Raw genomic sequence first — 17,883 nt, forward strand, 5'->3', positions numbered from 1 at the left:
AGGCGGTTGATCATGGCGCACGGTGAGGTGCTCGAGTTCGAGGAGTACGTCCGCACCCGGCAGGACGCGCTGCTGCGCAGCGCCCGCCGTCTCGTCCCCGACCCGGTCGACGCCCAGGATCTCCTGCAGACCGCGCTCGTACGGACGTACGGCCGCTGGGACGGCATAGCGGACAAGCGGCTGGCCGACGCGTATCTGCGCCGCGTCATGATCAACACGCGCACCGAGTGGTGGCGGGCCCGCAAGCTGGAGGAGGTCCCCACCGAGCAGCTCCCGGACGCGAGCGTCGACGACTCCACGGAGCAGCACGCGGACCGCGCTCTGCTGATGGACGTCATGAAGGTGCTGGCTCCGAAGCAGCGCAGTGTCGTGGTGCTGCGACACTGGGAGCAGATGTCCACGGAGGAGACGGCCGCGGCCCTCGGCATGTCGGCGGGTACGGTCAAGAGCACGCTGCACCGGGCGCTCGCCCGGCTCCGCGAGGAGCTGGAGAGCCGCGATCTGGACGCACGCGCGCTGGAGCGTGAGGAGCGGGAGCGTTGCGCGGCCTAGAAGCACGGGCCAGGCGGGGGATGAAGGCGGGGGGTTCGGCGCTGGCCGTGCTCGCCGCCGTCGGCCTTTCGGCGACCGCCTGCAGCACGGGGGGCACCGGCGCCCGGGACGAGGGACCGGCCCTGAGCGACACGGTGGCCGCCGGAGCCGCCACCCCGTCCTCCTCGCCCTCCCCCACCCGGCAGCCCGAGCGCGTCGACGCGGTCGAGCTCGTCCGCCGGGACCCGAAGGTCAGCGCGGAGGTCAAGCGCGACCTGAAGCCGTGCGTCGGAGACGAGTACCCGGTCGACGTGTCCTACGGCGACCTCACCGAGTCGTCCGCGAACGACATCGTGGTGAACGTGATGACCTGCGGAGACGCGGTCGGTATCGGCTCGTACGTCTACCGCGAGGAGGGCCACTCGTACCGGAGCGTGTTCCGGGCGGAGGTGCCCCCGGTGTACGCGGAGATCGACCGGGGCGACCTGGTGGTCACCCAGCAGCTGTACGACAAGGGCGACCCGGTGTCGTACCCGTCCAGCGAAGAGGTGATCACGTACGCCTGGTCGACCGGCCGGTTCACCGAGGTCTCCCGGATGCACCACGACTACAGCAACGCCGTGGGCGGCACCGCCGCGCCCACCACCGCGAACTGAGAGCAGAGGGATGGCAGAGCAGACCCACGTCCTCTTCGTCGAGGACGACGACGTCATCCGTGAGGCCACGCAGCTCGCCCTGGAGCGCGTCGGCTTCGCGGTGACCGCCATGCCCGACGGGCTGTCGGGTCTCGAGGCGTTCCGTGCGGACCGCCCGGACATCGCCCTGCTGGACGTCATGGTGCCCGGTCTCGACGGGGTGAGCCTGTGCCGCCGTATCCGCGACGAGTCCACCGTCCCGGTCATCATGCTGTCCGCGCGCGCCGACTCGATCGACGTGGTGCTGGGCCTGGAGGCGGGCGCCGACGACTACGTGACGAAGCCGTTCGACGGCGCCGTGCTCGTCGCCCGGATCCGTGCGGTGCTGCGGCGCTTCGGGCACGCGAGCGGTCCGGCGGGCCGGGGCGCGGCGGACGACGCCGCGGCCGGGGGCGGCGTGCTCTCGTTCGGCGACCTGGAGGTCGACACCGAGGGCATGGAGGTGCGGCGGGACGGCCGGCCGGTGTCGCTGACACCCACCGAGATGCGGCTGCTCCTGGAGTTCTCCTCGGCACCGGGTACGGTCCTGTCGCGCGACAAGCTGCTGGAGCGCGTGTGGGACTACGGCTGGGGCGGTGACACCCGCGTCGTCGACGTCCATGTGCAGCGGCTGCGCACGAAGATAGGCCAGGACCGCATCGAGACGGTCCGTGGCTTCGGCTACAAGTTGAAGGCCTGAGCGGGGACATGCGGGGGATCTTCCGACGCTTCACGCGGCGCGGCACGGACCTGAGGACCGGTATCCGCTGGAAGCTCAGCGCGGCGATCGCGCTGGTCGGCGCGCTGGTGGCGATCGCGCTGAGCCTGGTCGTGCACAACGCGGCACGGGTGTCCATGCTCGACAACTCGCGCGACCTCGCGGACGAGCGCATCCAGGTCGCCCAGCGCATGTTCGAGTCCGGCCGGACCCAGACCTTCGGGCTGAAGGTCGACGACCCGGCCCTTCCGCAGGACCTGCTGGCGAAGGTCTCGCAGGGGCGGCGGGCCACGTACGTCGCCGAGGGGCCGCAGGGCGTACCGGACATCTGGGCCGCCGTCCCGCTCAAGGACGGCAGGGTGCTGTCGCTGCGCACGCGGTTCACGGACCGCAGTTCGACCGTGATGAAGGACCTCGACCGGGCGCTGCTCATCGGTTCCATCGCGGTGGTGTTCGGCGGCTGCGCGCTCGGCGTGCTGATCGGCGGCCAGCTGTCGCGCCGGCTGCGCAAGGCGGCGGCCGCGGCGAACCAGGTGGCCAAGGGCGAGACCGAGGTACGGGTGCGGGACGCCATCGGCGGGGTCGTGCGGGACGAGACGGACGACCTGGCGCGGGCCGTGGACGCGATGGCGGACGCGCTCCAGGAGCGCATCGAGGCCGAGCGGCGGGTGACCGCGGACATCGCGCACGAGCTGCGCACCCCGGTGACCGGTCTGCTGACGGCGGCGGAACTGCTGCCGCCCGGCCGGCCGACGGAGCTGGTACGGGACCGGGCGCAGGCGATGCGCACGCTGGTGGAGGACGTCCTGGAGGTCGCGCGGCTCGACGGGGCGTCGGAGCGGGCCGAGTTGCAGGACATCATGCTCGGCGAGTTCGTCAGCCGCCGGGTGGCCGCGAAGGACCCGGACATCGAGGTGCTCGTGGTGCACGAGTCGGAGGTCACCACGGACCCCCGGCGCCTGGAGCGTGTCCTGTTCAACCTGCTCGCCAACGCGGCCCGGCACGGCAGGCCCCCGGTCCAGGTGAGTGTCGAGGGCCGGGTGATCCGGGTGCGCGACCACGGTCCCGGGTTCCCGGAGAAGCTGCTCCGGGAGGGGCCGAGCCGGTTCCGCACCGGCAGCAGCGACCGCGCGGGGCGCGGGCACGGGCTGGGGCTGACCATCGCGGCCGGGCAGGCCCGGGTGCTCGGCGCCCGGCTGACCTTCCGCAACGTACGCCCCGCCGGGGCGCCTGACGACGTGCCGGCGGAGGGCGCGGTCGCGGTCCTGTGGCTCCCGGAGCACGCCCCGACCAACACGGGCAGCTACCCGATGATCCCGCTGCCCCCGAAGTGAGCACGCGGGCGGACCCGGCCCGGACGTGAAAGGAGAGACCCCCCGGGGCGGACACTCCGGGGGGTCTCTCGGACCGAGGATCGGACGGGTCGGTCAGACGGCCTCTGCAACCGTGCGCCTCGCGTCCGCGGCGTCCCCAGCCGCTTCCTCGGCCGCGTCGTCGGCCCGCGTGTGCGGCGCCCGCTCCCGCAGTGCCCGCTCCCGCGGCGCCCGTTCGCGCCGGGCCTGCCGCGGTGGCGCCTACTCCTGCGGCGCCGGCTTCTGCGGACCCGCGCCCTTGAGCGGGACCTCCTTCACGAACACCGCGCCGGCCAGGGCGAGCACGGCGACGACCGAGCCCAGCAGGAACGCGGAGTGCGTACCGGAGGAGACCGCGTGCTGGTACGCCTCACGGGCCGCGTCGGGCAGCTTCGCCAGGCTGGCCGCGTCGAGCTGCGCGGACTGCTCGGTGACCTTCGAGCCGAGCGCACCGGCACGCTCGGACATCACGTCCTGCACGCGGTTGTTGAACAGCGCGCCCATGATCGCGACGCCGAAGGACGAGCCGAGCGTACGGAACAGGGTGGTCGACGAGGACGCGACGCCCATGTCCTTCATCTCGACACTGTTCTGCGCGACCAGCATCGTGATCTGCATCAGGCAGCCCATGCCCGCACCGAGGACCGCCATGTAGAGGCCCGAGGTCAGCCGGGTCGTCTCGGTGTCCATCTGGGAGAGCAGGAAGAGGCCGACCGTCATCAGCACGCTGCCGACGACGGGGAAGACCTTGTACTTGCCGCTGTTGGTGGTGACCCGGCCGGCGACCATCGAGACGACGAGCATCGCGCCGAGCATCGGCAGGAGCAGCAGACCCGAGTTGGTCGCGGAGGCTCCCTGCACGGACTGCTGGTACAGCGGGAGGAACAGCACGGCGCCGAACATCACGAAGCCGGTGATGAAGCCGATGACGGACATCAGCGTGAAGTTGCGGCTGCGGAAGATGTGCAGCGGCACGATGGGAGCGGCGGCCTTGGTCTGCCAGAAGACGAATCCGACGAGCGCGGCGACGCCGATCCCGATGAGCTCCATGATGACGGCCGAGCCCCAGGCGTACTCGGAGCCGCCCCAGGTGGTGACGAGCACGATGGAGGTGATGCCGAGCGTCAGCAGCGCGGCGCCCGGGTAGTCGATCCGGCCCTCGGCACGCTTCTTCGGCAGGTGCAGCACGGCCCCGACGGCGAGGAGCGCGACGATGCCGAGCGGCAGGTTGATGTAGAAGGACCAGCGCCAGCCCCAGTGGTCGGTGATGGTGCCGCCGACCAGCGGTCCGGCGATCATGGCGAGCGCCATCACGCCCGCGATCATGCCCTGGTACTTGCCGCGCTCGCGGGGCGGTATGAGGTCACCGATGATCGCCATGACGCCGACCATGAGACCGCCGGCGCCCAGGCCCTGGATGGCGCGGAAGCCGATGAGCTGGCCCATGTCCTGGGCCATGCCGCTGAGCGCGGAGCCGATCAGGAAGATGACGATCGACGTCATGAAGGCGCCCTTGCGCCCGTACATGTCGCCGACCTTGCCCCAGATGGGGGTGGAGGCGGCGGTGGCGAGGGTGTACGCGGTGACGACCCACGAGAGGTGTTCGAGTCCGCCGAGTTCACCGACGATCGTGGGCATCGCGGTGCCGACGATCATGTTGTCCAGCATCGCGAGAAGCATCGCGATCATGAGCGCGAGCAGGACGACCCGCACGCTCCGTGGTGGTTTCGCGGGCTGCTCCCCCGCCTGCACATCGGTCTCGGTGACCGTTTTGGTGTCCGCCATCGTTCCTACTCCCCGAAGTGCCCCTCGGCACATCCCCACTACTTACTTGCCGACCGGCAAGCTGACTACACTGAGCGAAGGTAGTCGCGGAACTAGCCGGGCGTCAAGTAAGTTTTCAGGGAGCGTGAGGAGTAAGAGGATGGGCTACACCATGGACGGCACCAAGCGACCGCGCCGCGGGGAGACCCGCCAGCGCATCCAGGACGTAGCCCTGGAACTCTTCTCCGAGCAGGGCTACGAGAAGACCTCCCTGCGTGAGATCGCCGAGCAGCTCGACGTCACGAAGGCGGCGCTCTACTACCACTTCAAGACCAAGGAAGAGATCCTCATCAGTCTCTTCCAGGACCTGACGCGGCCCATCGACGAGCTGATCGACTGGGGCAAGGAGCAGCCGCACACGCTGGGCACCAAGCAGGAGGTCCTGCGCCGTTACAGCGACGCGCTCACCGAGGCGGCGCCGCTCCTGCGCTTCATGCAGGAGAACCAGGCGACGGTGCGGGAGCTGAGCATCGGCGAGACGTTCAAGCACCGGATGCTCTCGATGATGGACATCATCAAGGACCCCCAGGCACCGCTGCCCGACCAGGTCCGCTGCATCAGCGCGCTCTTCACGATGCACGCCGGCATGTTCGTGCTCCGGGAAGTCGAAGGCGACCCCGAGGACAAGCGCAAGGCGGTCCTGGAGGTCGCGATCGATCTGGTGACCCAGGCGCACGGCGGCGAGGCGACGGTCTAGCCGGCCGTCGGTGGCGCGGCGAATCCGCGCAGGCGTGAGCCGGTCCACGGCGGCGCGGCCGGTACGCGCACGCGTGAGCCGGTCCGCCTGAGCGGACCGGCTCACGTCACCTCACGGCGTCACGTCACCTCACGGCGTCACGGCGCCCCGGGATCGTGCGGCGGAGGTCAGACCTTGACGCCCTTGGCGTGCAGGAAGGCGACCGGGTCGACGGCCGAGCCGTAGTTCGGGGTCGTACGGATCTCGAAGTGCAGGTGGGGACCGCTGGAGTTGCCGGTGTTGCCGGACAGCGCGATGTGCTGACCCGTGGCCACGACCTGGCCTATCCGCACGTCGATGCGCGACAGGTGGGCGTACTGCGAGTACGTGCCGTTGGCGTGCTTGATGACGATGGCGTTGCCGTACGCCGGACCGTCACCGGCGCCGTTGCCGCCGGCCTTGACGACGGTGCCGCCGTGCGTGGCGACGACGCTCGTGCCGATCGACACCGCGAAGTCCTGGCCGGAGTGCTTGTGCGACCACATGCCGCCGGCCTGGTTGAAGCTCGCGGAGAGCGCGTACTTCTTGACCGGGTCCACCCAGGAGGTGGCCTTCTTGGCCGCCTTCTTGGCGGTCGCCTGCTGAACCGCCTTCTTGGTCTGCGCGGCGCTCTTCGCCTTGGCCGCGGCCTTGGCCTGCACCTGGGCCTGCGTCTGCACGGCGTTGGCGGCCGTGTGGACCCCCGCCTCGACACTGGTGCCGGCGGCAGCCGCGACCCCGGTCCCCAGCACGGCCGAGGCACCCAGGCCGACGGCCAGGACGGTCGCACGTGCACGGAGCTGGGACGTACGGGAGTTAAGGGACGTGGTGCGCTTGAACATCAGTGACCTCATGGGGACGGGAACAAGGGAAACCATCCGGCGCGACAGTCACCCGCCGAATGGACTCTCCATTGGTAACCCGCCCCCCAGGTCATCCCAAAACGCCCCATCTACGAAGCCAAGCCGTAGGACGCCGCAAAACTTTACGAACCTTGACAGCCGGGACAGCAGCATCACCGCCTTCCGGACTTCACCTCCGAAATCACACCCAACCGCACATCGGAGGGCCGAATCCGGGCGAAAGGCTCCCTGAGCCCACGGTTCACCCGGCCCGGACAGGCGCCTTGCCACCACACGAGCCGAACGTCCGTTTTGTCCGTTGCGCCCGCTCCACTATTCCACCTAGTAAGGGGCGGAATGCCTGTGCCCCATGTCACCGGGGAGCCGCATTTCGGGGGGCCGGAATGTGACGGCGGCTACTCGGGGAATGTGACCGGGGCTACTCGGCGAATGCGGCGCATGTGACGGGGGCTACTCGAATTCCCCATTCCGGGGGTGCGCGAGGGGCGCACACGGCGCACGGGGGAGGGCATCGGGCCCTCGACAGTTACCCATCAGTAATCACTTCGTACCCCTCCGTCCACTCTCACCCGTGACCATGCAGTCGTCATGCACCCGACATGTGGTGCACCCCAGCTCTCCAAGGTGAGAGGACCCCCCATCCCATGACACGCACCTGGACGCGTCTCGCCGGTACGACCGCCGTCGCCACGGCCGCCCTCGTGGCCCTGGCCGCCCCGGCCACCGCGCAGACCACGACGGCCGCCCCCGCCGCGCCCGCGGTCACGGCCCGGGCGGCGGCCGCCGCGGACGTCGACTACGACACCTGGCAGAAGGACTGCCGGGCCGTGATGGCCGACGCCCTCCCCTACCTCCAGGCACGGATCGCCGACAAGCGTGACGGCGAGAAGCAGGCAGTCGTCCTCGACATCGACAACACGACGCTGGAGACCGATTTCGGCTTCAGCTACCCGCAGCCCGCGAACGCGCCCGTGCTCCAGGTCGCCCGCTACGCGCAGGAGCACGGCGTCGCCCTGTTCTTCGTGACCGCGCGCCCCGACATCATCAAGTCGGTGACCCGCTACAACCTCCAGCACGTCGGCTACGACGTCTCCGGGCTCCGCGTACGCGGCTTCCTCGACCTCTTCCGCGACGTGGCCGACTACAAGACCGCTCAGCGCGCCGACATCGAGTCGGACGGCTACACGATCATCGCGAACATCGGCAACAGCGCCACCGACCTCTCCGGTGGCCACGCCGAGAAGACGTACAAACTCCCGGACTACGACGGCCAGTTGTCCTGACCCCGGCGCCGGGAGAACCGGGGCCCCGGCCACCCCGCCCCCATTACGCTGAGCCGCGGGACACGGACTACGGGGGTGGCGGATGGATCCGGCGGTGCTCGGCACCAAGCTGGCGTCGAGCCTGATCGGGCCGGCGGTGCGCAAGCTCTTCGTACGGGAGGAACCGGGCGCGGGACTGACGGACAAGCCCGTCCGGCTGACCGCCCTGGTCTCCTTCCGCGGGGAGAAGCGGACCCTGGACGAGAAGGGGGTGCGCAGGCTCGCCGCCCATCTCGTCCGGCAGGCGGCCGGCTCCCCGGGCGAGCCGCCCTTCCCCGCCGACGAGGAGACGGCCGTCGGGGAGGCGTTGGCCCGCAAGCTGCTCGCCCTCGGCGACCTCGACATGGACGACGTCCAGGCCGTCCGCCTCGGTCACCGCGAGCTCGCCCGGCTGCTCCACACCGGCGCTCCCACCCCGGCGCACCTCTGCGCCGACTCCTCCTTCTTCCTCGACTCCGCCACCGAGTGGGCCTGCGTCCACATCCTCGACTTCTTCACCCGGCGCTCCACCTTCGTCGCCCGCACCCTGGTCGAGCAGACCCGGGGCCAGACCGAGCTGATCGCGAAGGTCGACGAACTGATCACGCGCAGCCCCCGCCCGGACGCACGCGACGCCGCCTTCGAGCGCCGCTACCTGCCGTACACGGCGAAGAAGCACGGCCGGCTCACCATCTACGGCATCGACCTCACCAACTCCCCCGGCAAGTGGCCGCTGGACGTGGCGTATCTGAGTCTGGAGGTGACGCGGGCGCGCGGGCCCGAGCCCGGAGACACCGGGAAGCCGATCGGTGTCGAGGAGGTGCTCGCCGGGCTGCGGAGGCTCACGGGCTACGAGGACGCCTACAGCGCACGCGCACCCCGCCCCGCCGACCAGGCCCTGGCCGACCACGACCGGATCCTGCTGCGCGGAGTGGCGGGCTCCGGCAAGACGACGCTCGTCCAGTGGCTCGCCGTCTCCGCCACGCGCGCGGAACCCGACGGGCCGATGGCGTACCTCCACGGCCGTGTCCCCTTCGTCCTGCCGCTTCGCTCCCTGACCCGGCACGGCGAGCGGCTGCCCGGCCCCGGCCGGTTCCTGGACGCTGCCGGCTGCCCGCTCACCGGGGCACAGCCGGAGGGCTGGGCGGACCGGGTGCTGTCCGCCGGCCGCGGCCTCGTCCTGGTCGACGGCATCGACGAGATCCCCGACGACGAGCGGAACCGGGCCCGCGCCTGGCTCGGCGACCTCATCGGTGCCTACCCCGGCAACCGCTGGCTCGTCACCTCCCGCCCCTCCGCCGTACGGGAGGGCTGGCTCGCCGACGAGGGCTTCACCGAACTGGTGCTGACCGCGATGAGCCCGTCCGGCGTGGCCGCGTTCATCCGCCGCTGGCACTCCGCCGCGCGCACCGGCGACCCGGAGGAAGAGACGGCGCTCGCCGCGTACGAGGAGCAGTTGCTCGAAGCCGTACGCGGCAAGGCGGACCTCGGGCGGCTCGCCACCAACCCGCTGATGTGCGGGCTCATCTGCGCACTGCACCGCGACCGCCGCGGCCATCTGCCGCACCGCCGCCACGAGTTGTACGAGGCCGGGCTCGCGATGCTGCTGACCCGCCGGGACCGCGAACGCGACATCACCGCGGGACGCCTCGCCGAGCTGGATCAGGGCCCGCAGATCCAGCTGCTGCAACGGCTGGCGTACTGGCTGATCCGCAACGGCCGTACGGAGCTGGACCGCGAGCGGGCCGAACGCATCGTCGGCGAGGCCCTCCCGTCCGTACCGGCCGCGGCGGCCCTCGGCGACGCGGCGACCGTCTTCCGCCATCTCCTGCTGCGCAGCGGGCTGTTGCGGGAACCGGCGCCGGGGACCGTCGACTTCGTCCACCGCACCTTCCAGGACTACCTGGGTGCCCGGGCCGCCGTGGAGGCCTGGGACATCGGGCTGCTCATCGAGCACGCGGCCGACGACCAGTGGGAGGACGTCATCCGGATGGCCGTCGCACACGCCCGCCCCCGGGAGCGCGCCGACATCCTCACCGAGCTGATCAGCGCGGGCGACCGGGCCGCCCGGGGGCCGCAACGCGACCGGGCCTTCCTCCTCGCGGCCGCGAGCCTGGAGCACGCCACGGAGCTGGACCCATCGGTGCGTGCGGCCGTGGAGCGCCGCACCGGCCTGCTGATCCCACCGCGCTCGGCCTCGGCGGCACGCGAACTGGCCACGGTGGGGCCCTTGATCCTCGACCTGCTGCCGGCCCCCCTGACCCTCCACCCCGACATGGCGGAGAGCGCCGTCATCGCTGCCTCGAACGTGGCGTCCGAGGCAGCGATCCCCTATCTCGCCCGATGTGCCCTTCATCCCTCGCTCAGGGTCCGCGCCCAGCTCGTCTGGGCCTGGAGGCGCTTCGACACCGACCGCTACGCCCGGGAGGTCATCGCCCGCGTCGACCCCGTGGGCCTGTATTTCACCACCTCCAGCCCCGAGCAGCTCAGAGCACTGCTCGCCCTGGGCGGACGTCCGTGGGTTGATCTGCGAGGTGACATGCCCCCGGAACTGCTGACGGAGTACGCGGTGAGGGCGACCGCGCGGCCCGAAGCACTGCGGGTGCGCGGCGCCGAGCGCCTGAGCGACCTCGCGTTCCTCACCGGCCTCACACAGCTTCAGTCCCTCATCGTCTCCAGGTGCCCGGAGCTCACCGATCTGTCGGCGCTCCGTGGACACGCCCTGCGAAGCGTGACGCTCGCCGGCCTGAGCCCCTCGGCGAACCTGGAGTTCCTCACCTCCCTGAACGAGTTGGCGGAGTTGACCCTCCTCCCGCACAAGGACGCGGAGTGGACCCTGGACGTCCTGCCGCCCCGGGCCCCGCTCACCGTGCTCGATCTCTTCGGCGGCCCCGGCCCCGGCCCCCGCGGGCTGCGGGGAATCAGCCGCTGGCCCCGGCTGGCCTCACTGGCCCTGGGCGAGCACAGCAGTCCCCGGTCGGCGGCCGAGTGGTCGGAGATCGCCCGTCTCCCGGCGCTGACCAGCCTCCGTGTGTCCTCCTCGGCCCTTTCCTCGTGCCCGGAGTCGGTGACGCTTTCCTCCGTCGAGGATCTGTCGTTGTCGGTGGAGGATCCTGTGGATCTGGGCCGGGTCGTGCGGATGTTCCCCCGAGTCACCACCCTGTTCGTCGACGGTGACACCGCGTACGAGCACCTCGATCTCTCGCCCCTCGCCGACCTCCCGAACCTTCGGAAGGTGGTCTACACCCCGAGGATTCTCCCCGCCCAGGGCGCCGGGCGACTCCCCGGTCACGTGCGCGTCGTCGAGTCGCACGACGCCACGTGACCACGCGAAAGGGGCTGCCCCGGGACCGGAGTCCCGGGGCAGCCCCTCACTGGTCGTATCCCCGGAGGGCTACGCCTCCTTGCTCAGGTTGGGACCGGCGCCGCCGGCCGCCTGCTCGATCGGGGGGACGTCGGGCAGCGCCGACTTCTCCTCGCCGCGGAAGGTGAAGGTCTTGGTCTCGCCCTCGCCCTCCGTGTCGACGACCACGATGTGGCCCGGACGCAGCTCGCTGAAGAGGATCTTCTCCGAGAGCGTGTCCTCGATCTCGCGCTGGATCGTCCGGCGCAGCGGCCGGGCGCCCAGGACCGGGTCGTAACCCTTCTTCGCGAGCAGCGACTTGGCGCTCGCGCTGAGCTCCAGGCCCATGTCGCGGTCCTTGAGCCGCTCGTCCACCTTGGCGACCATGAGGTCGACGATCTGGATGATGTCTTCCTCGGTGAGCTGGTGGAAGACCACCGTGTCGTCGACACGGTTCAGGAACTCCGGGCGGAAGTGCTGCTTCAGCTCGTCGTTGACCTTGGCCTTCATGCGCTCGTAGTTGGTCTTCACGTCACCCGTGGCCGCGAAGCCGAGGTTGAAGCCCTTGGAGATGTCCCGGGTGCCGAGGTTGGTCGTCATGATGATGACCGTGTTCTTGAAGTCCACGACCCGGCCCTGGGAGTCGGTCAGACGACCGTCCTCCAGGATCTGCAGCAGCGAGTTGAAGATGTCCGGGTGCGCCTTCTCGACCTCGTCGAACAGGACGACCGAGAACGGCTTGCGGCGGACCTTCTCCGTCAGCTGGCCGCCCTCTTCGTAACCCACGTAGCCGGGGGGCGAACCGAAGAGACGGGACACCGTGTGCTTCTCGCTGAACTCCGACATGTCGAGGGAGATCAGCGCGTCCTCGTCACCGAAGAGGAACTCGGCGAGGGTCTTCGACAGCTCGGTCTTACCGACACCCGACGGGCCCGCGAAGATGAACGAACCACCGGGGCGCTTCGGGTCCTTCAGACCGGCGCGCGTACGGCGGATCGCCTGCGAGAGCGCCTTGATGGCGTCCTTCTGGCCGATGACCCGCTTGTGCAGCTCGTCCTCCATGCGCAGCAGACGCGAGGACTCCTCCTCGGTCAGCTTGAAGACCGGGATGCCGGTGGCGGTCGCGAGGACCTCGGCGATCAGCTCGCCGTCGACCTCGGCGACGACGTCCATGTCGCCGGCCTTCCACTCCTTCTCCCGCTTGGCCTTGGCGGCCAGGAGCTGCTTCTCCTTGTCGCGCAGGGAGGCGGCCTTCTCGAAGTCCTGCGAGTCGATCGCGGACTCCTTGTCGCGGCGGACGCCGGCGATCTTCTCGTCGAACTCGCGGAGGTCCGGCGGCGCGGTCATCCGGCGGATGCGCATCCGCGATCCGGCCTCGTCGATCAGGTCGATCGCCTTGTCCGGCAGGAAGCGGTCCGAGATGTACCGGTCGGCGAGCGTCGCCGCCTGCACCAGGGCCTCGTCCGTGATCGAGACGCGGTGGTGCGCCTCGTACCGGTCGCGCAGGCCCTTGAGGATCTCGATCGTGTGGGGTAGGGAAGGCTCCGCCACCTGGATCGGCTGGAAGCGGCGCTCGAGGGCCGCGTCCTTCTCGAGGTGCTTGCGGTACTCGTCGAGCGTGGTGGCACCGATGGTCTGCAGCTCACCGCGGGCCAGCATCGGCTTCAGGATCGAGGCGGCGTCGATGGCGCCCTCGGCGGCACCCGCACCGACCAGCGTGTGCAGCTCGTCGATGAACAGGATGATGTCGCCGCGGGTGCGGATCTCCTTGAGCACCTTCTTCAGGCGCTCCTCGAAGTCACCGCGGTAGCGGGAGCCGGCGACCAGCGCGCCCAGGTCCAGGGTGTAGAGGTGCTTGTCCTTGAGGGTCTCGGGCACCTCGCCCTTGACGATGGCCTGCGCCAGGCCCTCGACGACGGCGGTCTTGCCGACGCCGGGCTCGCCGATGAGCACCGGGTTGTTCTTGGTGCGGCGGGACAGCACCTGCATGACCCGCTCGATCTCCTTCTCGCGACCGATGACCGGGTCGAGCTTGGACTCACGAGCGGCCTGGGTGAGGTTGCGGCCGAACTGGTCGAGGACCAGGGACGTGGAGGGGGTGCCCTCGGCAGGACCGCCGGCGGTGGCGGTCTCCTTGCCCTGGTAACCGGAGAGCAGCTGGATGACCTGCTGCCGCACCCGGTTGAGATCGGCGCCCAGCTTGACCAGGACCTGGGCGGCGACGCCCTCGCCCTCGCGGATCAGGCCGAGCAGGATGTGCTCCGTGCCGATGTAGTTGTGGCCCAGCTGAAGGGCCTCGCGGAGCGACAGCTCCAGGACCTTCTTGGCACGGGGGGTGAAGGGGATGTGGCCGGACGGGGCCTGCTGCCCCTGCCCGATGATCTCCTCCACCTGCTGGCGGACCGCCTCGAGCGAAATCCCGAGGCTCTCCAGGGCCTTAGCGGCGACACCCTCACCCTCGTGGATCAGGCCCAGGAGGATGTGCTCGGTGCCGATGTAGTTGTGGTTGAGCATCCGGGCTTCTTCCTGAGCCAGGACGACAACCCGCCGCGCGCGGTCGGTGAACCTCTCGAACATCGTTAATCGCTCCTCAGAGCGGTCAGGCAGTGAGGGGACGCTCCCCTCACTGTCCTTCCGCAGCTTAGTCCCGCAAGCGGGGACCGCTCATTCCAACTGCCGACACCGTCCTTGGCCTCCTGACCCCGAACGCCGACATCTGCTCCAACCCGATGGTGCGAGACGATGTTCCCGCAGGCCAGGCAGATACCCGCACCGGCTGTACGCCGATGGCGAACGTGAGATGCCCGATCCGTGCGTGTCGCCCCTCCCACTAGGGATGTCTTACCCGCGGGCACGGACACTCCATGCCGCGTGCCCCCCGTCCCTCCGCTACGGGCGAACAACCTTGCGCCGGTGAACGCCCCCGCGCGCCTCCGATTCCGGTACGCAGCGCACTCGGGACGCCACCCAGCGTAACCCCGGGGCCGTCGCGGTGGTTGCTCCTGGCATGACAGCCTCCGTCCCTCCCCCGCGCCGGCCCCCCTGCCCCGGGGAGCCCGCCGACGCCGGGCCGGCCGGTGCCGTCGATCCGGTGCGGCGCTGGTACGAGGAGGAGCTGGGCTGGGCGACCGCCCCGGGCGCTCCCGTACGCCTGCTGACGGGGCTGCGCTTCGACGTCCTGGACGTCCCGGAGCGGGCCGGCCGTGCCGCGCTGCGGCTGCTGGGGCCCGCGACCCCGGTGGCACTGCACGGGGACCGGATGCGGGTACTGGTGGCCGCGGGCGGCGCCGACGAGCTGCCGGGGCTGCTGGAGTGGCTGGAGTGGGGCACCCTCGCCGTGGATCTCAGGGCGATCGGCGCGGGCGGGCACATCGAGGCACCGCCGCCGGGGCCGGCCGCCGCGGGCCCGCTCCCGGGCCGGTCCGGTGATCAGGGGGCCGCCGTATGGCTGCGGCCCCCCGGGCCGGGACGCGAGGCCGAGGACTCGCTGCCGAGACTGTCGGCCGTCGGAGGCGCTGGAGGCGCCCCCGGTCTCGTACGGCTCGTGGACGCGCTGGCGACGCACTGCCACCGCGTCCGGCTGCTGCGCGCGTGCGCTCAGCCGTTGGCCTTCTCGTAGGCCTCGCGGATGGACGCGGGAACACGGCCACGGTCGTTGACCTCGTAACCGTTCTCCTTCGCCCAGGCACGGATCTGCGCGGTGTCCTGGCTGCCGCCGGAAGCGGCACGCGTCTTTCCTCGGCCTCCCGAAGCGCGGCCTCCGGTACGACGGCCACCCTTGACGTACGCGTCGAGAAGGCCACGGAGCTTGTCCGCATTGGCGGTCGTCAGATCGATTTCGTACGTCTTGCCGTCCAGCGCGAACGTCACGGTCTCGTCGGCCTCGCCACCGTCGAGGTCGTCGACAAGAAGGACCTGAACCTTCTGTGCCACCGGATTTCCTTTCATCGATAACTTCAGGGCCGTCCCGCGGCGCCCGCCGCCGTTTCGAGTCCCCTGTTATATGCAGTACTGCAGTACGTCGGAAAGCAAACCGCTTTTGCTGGAAAAACACAAACCCCTGGGGAAGACCGCACAGCGCGGGAAGACCGGAAACGTGCGCGTTTCGGACATAGGGAACCTGGGCAAGACGGCAGCAGCAAGACGATCCGCAAGACCGCTCGGCGGAATAGCCGCCGACGATCACAGATGGAGAAGCATCCGGCTGTTGCCCAAGGTGTTCGGTTTCACCCGTTCGAGACCCAGGAACTCCGCGACGCCCTCGTCATAGGAACGCAGCAGCTCGGTGTAGACATCCGTGTCGACGGGCGTCTCACCGATCTCCGTGAAGCCGTGCTTGGCGAAGAAGTCGACTTCGAAGGTCAGACAGAAAACCCGTCGAACGCCGAGCCAGCGCGCGGTGTCCAGCAACTTCCCGAGCAACTGGTGACCGACGCCCGCGCCCCTGACCGTGGGGTTCACCGCGAGCGTGCGGACTTCCGCCAGGTCCTCCCACATCACGTGCAGCGCGCCGCAGCCGACGACCTCGGCGTTGTCGTCGCGTTCGGCGACCCAGAACTCCTGGATGTCCTCGTAAAGCGTGACGGTCGCTTTGTCGAGCAGGATGCGGCGCCGGACGTACGAGTCGAGGAGCCGGCGCACGGCGGCGACATCGCTGGTCCTGGCCCGCCGGACCGTGATGGCTTTCGCGGTGACTTCCCGATCGTCCGCGGGACTCGCCGCCGGCTGCTGCGCGGGATGCTCTGCTGACATGAGCGGACGCTATCGCCCGCGGCCGTCCCCGGCGGAGGCGGGGTTCTCGCCCGGGTTCTCTCCCGGCCCCTGCACCATGCGTACGGCGTCACTCAGCGCGACGCGCTGTTCCTCGCTCATCATGCCGAAGAAGGCGACGAGAGCGGCCGCGGGGTTGTCGCTCTGCGACCAGGCTTCGTTCATCAGTGCGGCCGCGTACGCGGCACGCGTGGAGACCGCCTCATATCGATAGGCCCGGCCTTCGGCCTCTCGCCGCACCCAGCCCTTCTGATGGAGATTGTCCAAAACGGTCATCACCGTGGTGTACGCGATCGACCGTTCCCGCTGGAGGTCTTCCAGGACTTCTCGGACGGTCACCGGGCGGTTCCACTTCCACACCCGCGTCATGACCGCGTCTTCGAGTTCTCCCAATGGTCGAGGCACAGTTCATAACAATAGTGGAGAAGTCACCCACCGGCAGATGGACATGGCCCTCCTGTGCCATATGACAACAAAAAGGGCGTACGACTCGAAAAAATCATGAGTCGTACGCCGACACGAAGGGCTGAAGAGGGAGGGCACTGGAGGGCGGAACCGGAACCGCGGGGGCGTCCGGAGGGATCAGGCCTCGGGGCCGCGGGCGGCCCCCGGGCCGCCCTCCGCGCGCGCGAGGGCGGCGTCGACGACCGCGTCCTCCTTGGCCTTGTTGGCCCCCCCCTGGGTCTTCACGATCGTCACGATCAGCCCGACGAAGAACACGGCCATCACTACCGGGGGTACGAGCGCGGAGACGTAGTCCATGCCCCCAGGGTAGCCAGGCCGTGTCCGATGGGTCCCGGTCGGGTGGGTTGGTTCCGGAGGATCCGGCCGGGCCGGCCGGAGGGGGCGCGCCGGTCAGCCGGCCGCGAGCTGCTCCGGCGGGTTCGCCGGAGGTTCGGCAGGTTTGCGGCGGGGCGGGAAGACCTCGCCCGGGGTGGGGACGGGACGGCCCGGCCGCGGGGCGTCCGCCGGGGGCTTGGGCGGCGCGGGGGCGGGCCGCTCGTCCGGCCGGTCCGCCGGCTTCTCGGCGGGCTGCCGGGACGGGCGCCCCGCAGGGGTGTCCGCCGCGTCCGCCACGGGCATCCGTGCCGACGCCGCTCCCGGCCCCGGATCACGCGCGGGTCCCGGCTCGCCGGGCCGCTCGTGGCTCCCGTCGGGCCGCACGGGGCGCACCGGCCGCACCGGGCGGACGGCGGGGCCGCGGCCGTCCTCCGAACGGCCGCCGGGGAGGGCCGTGAGGCGGGCGCGGGCCGCCGGGACGACGGGCGAGGTGCGGCGGGCCGGGGGCAGCCGTACGTCCTCGTCGGCGGCGGGCGGGCCGCAGCGGCCCAGCAGGGCGGCCGCCGCCGGGTTGCCGCGCAGCGCGCGCAGGGCGGCGAGGTCGTCGGGGTGTGCCGGGAGGCCCGCGCCGAGGGCCTCCTCCAGCAGCGTGAGGTAGCCGCTGAGGGTGCCCGGCAGGGCGGCCCGGTAGCGAGCGAGGTCGGCCAGCAGAAAGGCCCTGAGCCTGGCCCCCTCGCGGGCCGCCTCGTCGACGGACTCGGCGAGCCGGAGACAGTCCTGGACGTCCTCGGCGGAGGCGGGGCTGGGGTGGAGGGCAAGGGCGAGAGCGCGACGGAGCACACGCAGCTCCTCCGCACCGAACGCCATGCCGCCGCGGGATCCGTATGGCGTGGGCATGCGGCGACCATACGCGCTAATCAGACAAAACTCGCAGATCGGTCATGCGTGGCGTTTCGCCGGCCCGCTGACGTTCCCGGCCGGCCGCCGGCCATATTCCCGGGTGACCGTCTCC

The 17,883-nt window shown here is 70.6% G+C and carries 16 protein-coding genes; 8 read left to right on the forward strand and 8 right to left on the reverse strand.

The window, feature by feature from the left end:
- Positions 1 to 12 precede the first annotated feature (12 nt).
- The 4 genes from ACFY93_RS22895 to cseC are packed head-to-tail and all read left to right on the forward strand — an operon-like array spanning position 13 to position 3,257.
- The gene (locus ACFY93_RS22895) at positions 13 to 552 is read left to right on the forward strand and encodes a SigE family RNA polymerase sigma factor (RefSeq protein WP_391361996.1); all 540 of its coding nucleotides are present in this window, start codon (positions 13 to 15) and stop codon (positions 550 to 552) included.
- Positions 540 to 1,187, forward strand: a complete 648-nt coding sequence (locus tag ACFY93_RS22900) for a hypothetical protein (protein ID WP_391361998.1) — start codon at positions 540 to 542, stop codon at positions 1,185 to 1,187. Before ACFY93_RS22895 ends, ACFY93_RS22900 begins: the two co-directional genes overlap by 13 nt.
- Before the next feature lie 10 nt (positions 1,188 to 1,197).
- Positions 1,198 to 1,905 (forward strand): two-component system response regulator CseB, encoded by a 708-nt coding sequence (gene cseB / locus ACFY93_RS22905; RefSeq protein WP_391362001.1) that lies wholly within the window; start codon positions 1,198 to 1,200, stop codon positions 1,903 to 1,905.
- Positions 1,906 to 1,913: 8 nt separating this feature from the next.
- Positions 1,914 to 3,257 (forward strand): two-component system sensor histidine kinase CseC, encoded by a 1,344-nt coding sequence (gene cseC / locus ACFY93_RS22910; RefSeq protein WP_391362003.1) that lies wholly within the window; start codon positions 1,914 to 1,916, stop codon positions 3,255 to 3,257.
- 240 nt (positions 3,258 to 3,497) lie between these two features.
- Here the strand turns inward: cseC and ACFY93_RS22915 are convergent, their stop codons facing one another.
- Positions 3,498 to 5,060, reverse strand: a complete 1,563-nt coding sequence (locus tag ACFY93_RS22915) for a DHA2 family efflux MFS transporter permease subunit (RefSeq protein ID WP_391362004.1) — start codon at positions 5,058 to 5,060, stop codon at positions 3,498 to 3,500.
- A 139-nt stretch (positions 5,061 to 5,199) separates the two neighbouring features.
- Here ACFY93_RS22915 and ACFY93_RS22920 point away from each other — a divergent pair, with 139 nt between their 5' ends.
- The gene (locus ACFY93_RS22920; protein ID WP_391362006.1) at positions 5,200 to 5,796 is read left to right on the forward strand and encodes a TetR family transcriptional regulator; all 597 of its coding nucleotides are present in this window, start codon (positions 5,200 to 5,202) and stop codon (positions 5,794 to 5,796) included.
- Between the two features lie 167 nt (positions 5,797 to 5,963).
- Here ACFY93_RS22920 and ACFY93_RS22925 read toward each other — a convergent pair whose 3' ends face one another.
- Positions 5,964 to 6,656 (reverse strand): peptidoglycan DD-metalloendopeptidase family protein, encoded by a 693-nt coding sequence (locus ACFY93_RS22925; RefSeq protein WP_391362008.1) that lies wholly within the window; start codon positions 6,654 to 6,656, stop codon positions 5,964 to 5,966.
- A gap of 665 nt (positions 6,657 to 7,321) precedes the next feature.
- On the opposite strand from ACFY93_RS22925, the gene ACFY93_RS22930 reads away from it, so the two are divergent.
- Together ACFY93_RS22930 and ACFY93_RS22935 are read left to right on the forward strand one after the other, a co-directional pair.
- Positions 7,322 to 7,960, forward strand: coding sequence for an HAD family acid phosphatase (locus ACFY93_RS22930; RefSeq protein WP_391362010.1), 639 nt, complete (start codon positions 7,322 to 7,324; stop codon positions 7,958 to 7,960).
- 82 nt (positions 7,961 to 8,042) lie between these two features.
- On the forward strand, positions 8,043 to 11,303 hold the full coding sequence (locus ACFY93_RS22935) for an NACHT domain-containing protein (RefSeq protein ID WP_391362012.1): 3,261 nt from the start codon (positions 8,043 to 8,045) through the stop codon (positions 11,301 to 11,303).
- A gap of 69 nt (positions 11,304 to 11,372) precedes the next feature.
- Here the strand turns inward: ACFY93_RS22935 and ACFY93_RS22940 are convergent, their stop codons facing one another.
- Entirely contained in the window at positions 11,373 to 13,898 is a 2,526-nt protein-coding gene (locus ACFY93_RS22940) for an AAA family ATPase (RefSeq protein WP_391362016.1), read from the reverse strand.
- A 430-nt stretch (positions 13,899 to 14,328) separates the two neighbouring features.
- On the opposite strand from ACFY93_RS22940, the gene ACFY93_RS22945 reads away from it, so the two are divergent.
- The gene (locus tag ACFY93_RS22945; protein ID WP_391362018.1) at positions 14,329 to 14,940 is read left to right on the forward strand and encodes an SCO3374 family protein; all 612 of its coding nucleotides are present in this window, start codon (positions 14,329 to 14,331) and stop codon (positions 14,938 to 14,940) included.
- Here the strand turns inward: ACFY93_RS22945 and ACFY93_RS22950 are convergent.
- From ACFY93_RS22950 to ACFY93_RS22970, 5 genes are all read right to left on the reverse strand, one after another.
- The gene (locus ACFY93_RS22950; RefSeq protein WP_391362021.1) at positions 14,919 to 15,254 is read right to left on the reverse strand and encodes a histone-like nucleoid-structuring protein Lsr2; all 336 of its coding nucleotides are present in this window, start codon (positions 15,252 to 15,254) and stop codon (positions 14,919 to 14,921) included. The two genes, ACFY93_RS22945 and ACFY93_RS22950, sit on opposite strands and share 22 nt — an antisense overlap.
- A 249-nt stretch (positions 15,255 to 15,503) precedes the next feature.
- Positions 15,504 to 16,073, reverse strand: a complete 570-nt coding sequence (locus tag ACFY93_RS22955) for an amino-acid N-acetyltransferase (protein WP_391362022.1) — start codon at positions 16,071 to 16,073, stop codon at positions 15,504 to 15,506.
- Between the two features lie 9 nt (positions 16,074 to 16,082).
- A complete protein-coding gene (locus ACFY93_RS22960; protein WP_391362023.1) occupies positions 16,083 to 16,484 on the reverse strand; it encodes a BlaI/MecI/CopY family transcriptional regulator in 402 nt (133 codons plus the stop codon).
- 189 nt (positions 16,485 to 16,673) lie between these two features.
- Positions 16,674 to 16,853 (reverse strand): hypothetical protein, encoded by a 180-nt coding sequence (locus ACFY93_RS22965; protein WP_391362025.1) that lies wholly within the window; start codon positions 16,851 to 16,853, stop codon positions 16,674 to 16,676.
- A 93-nt stretch (positions 16,854 to 16,946) separates the two neighbouring features.
- Positions 16,947 to 17,738, reverse strand: a complete 792-nt coding sequence (locus ACFY93_RS22970) for a hypothetical protein (RefSeq protein WP_391362303.1) — start codon at positions 17,736 to 17,738, stop codon at positions 16,947 to 16,949.
- Positions 17,739 to 17,883 lie beyond the last annotated feature (145 nt).

The organism is Streptomyces sp. NPDC008313, from assembly GCF_042956125.1.
Classification (GTDB): Bacteria; Actinomycetota; Actinomycetes; order Streptomycetales; family Streptomycetaceae; genus Streptomyces.

Bases quoted from the DNA above. Each gene is read 5' to 3' on its own strand.
- ACFY93_RS22895 (WP_391361996.1), top strand. From the start codon at position 13: ATGGCGCACGGTGAGGTGCTCGAGTTCGAGGAGTACGTCCGCACCCGG.
- cseB (WP_391362001.1), top strand. From the start codon at position 1,198: ATGGCAGAGCAGACCCACGTCCTCTTCGTCGAGGACGACGACGTCATC.
- cseC (WP_391362003.1), top strand. From the start codon at position 1,914: ATGCGGGGGATCTTCCGACGCTTCACGCGGCGCGGCACGGACCTGAGG.
- ACFY93_RS22915 (WP_391362004.1), bottom strand. From the start codon at position 5,060: ATGGCGGACACCAAAACGGTCACCGAGACCGATGTGCAGGCGGGGGAG.
- ACFY93_RS22920 (WP_391362006.1), top strand. From the start codon at position 5,200: ATGGGCTACACCATGGACGGCACCAAGCGACCGCGCCGCGGGGAGACC.
- ACFY93_RS22925 (WP_391362008.1), bottom strand. From the start codon at position 6,656: ATGTTCAAGCGCACCACGTCCCTTAACTCCCGTACGTCCCAGCTCCGT.
- ACFY93_RS22930 (WP_391362010.1), top strand. From the start codon at position 7,322: ATGACACGCACCTGGACGCGTCTCGCCGGTACGACCGCCGTCGCCACG.
- ACFY93_RS22935 (WP_391362012.1), top strand. From the start codon at position 8,043: ATGGATCCGGCGGTGCTCGGCACCAAGCTGGCGTCGAGCCTGATCGGG.
- ACFY93_RS22940 (WP_391362016.1), bottom strand. From the start codon at position 13,898: ATGTTCGAGAGGTTCACCGACCGCGCGCGGCGGGTTGTCGTCCTGGCT.
- ACFY93_RS22945 (WP_391362018.1), top strand. From the start codon at position 14,329: ATGACAGCCTCCGTCCCTCCCCCGCGCCGGCCCCCCTGCCCCGGGGAG.
- ACFY93_RS22955 (WP_391362022.1), bottom strand. From the start codon at position 16,073: ATGTCAGCAGAGCATCCCGCGCAGCAGCCGGCGGCGAGTCCCGCGGAC.
- ACFY93_RS22965 (WP_391362025.1), bottom strand. From the start codon at position 16,853: ATGGACTACGTCTCCGCGCTCGTACCCCCGGTAGTGATGGCCGTGTTC.
- ACFY93_RS22970 (WP_391362303.1), bottom strand. From the start codon at position 17,738: ATGGCGTTCGGTGCGGAGGAGCTGCGTGTGCTCCGTCGCGCTCTCGCC.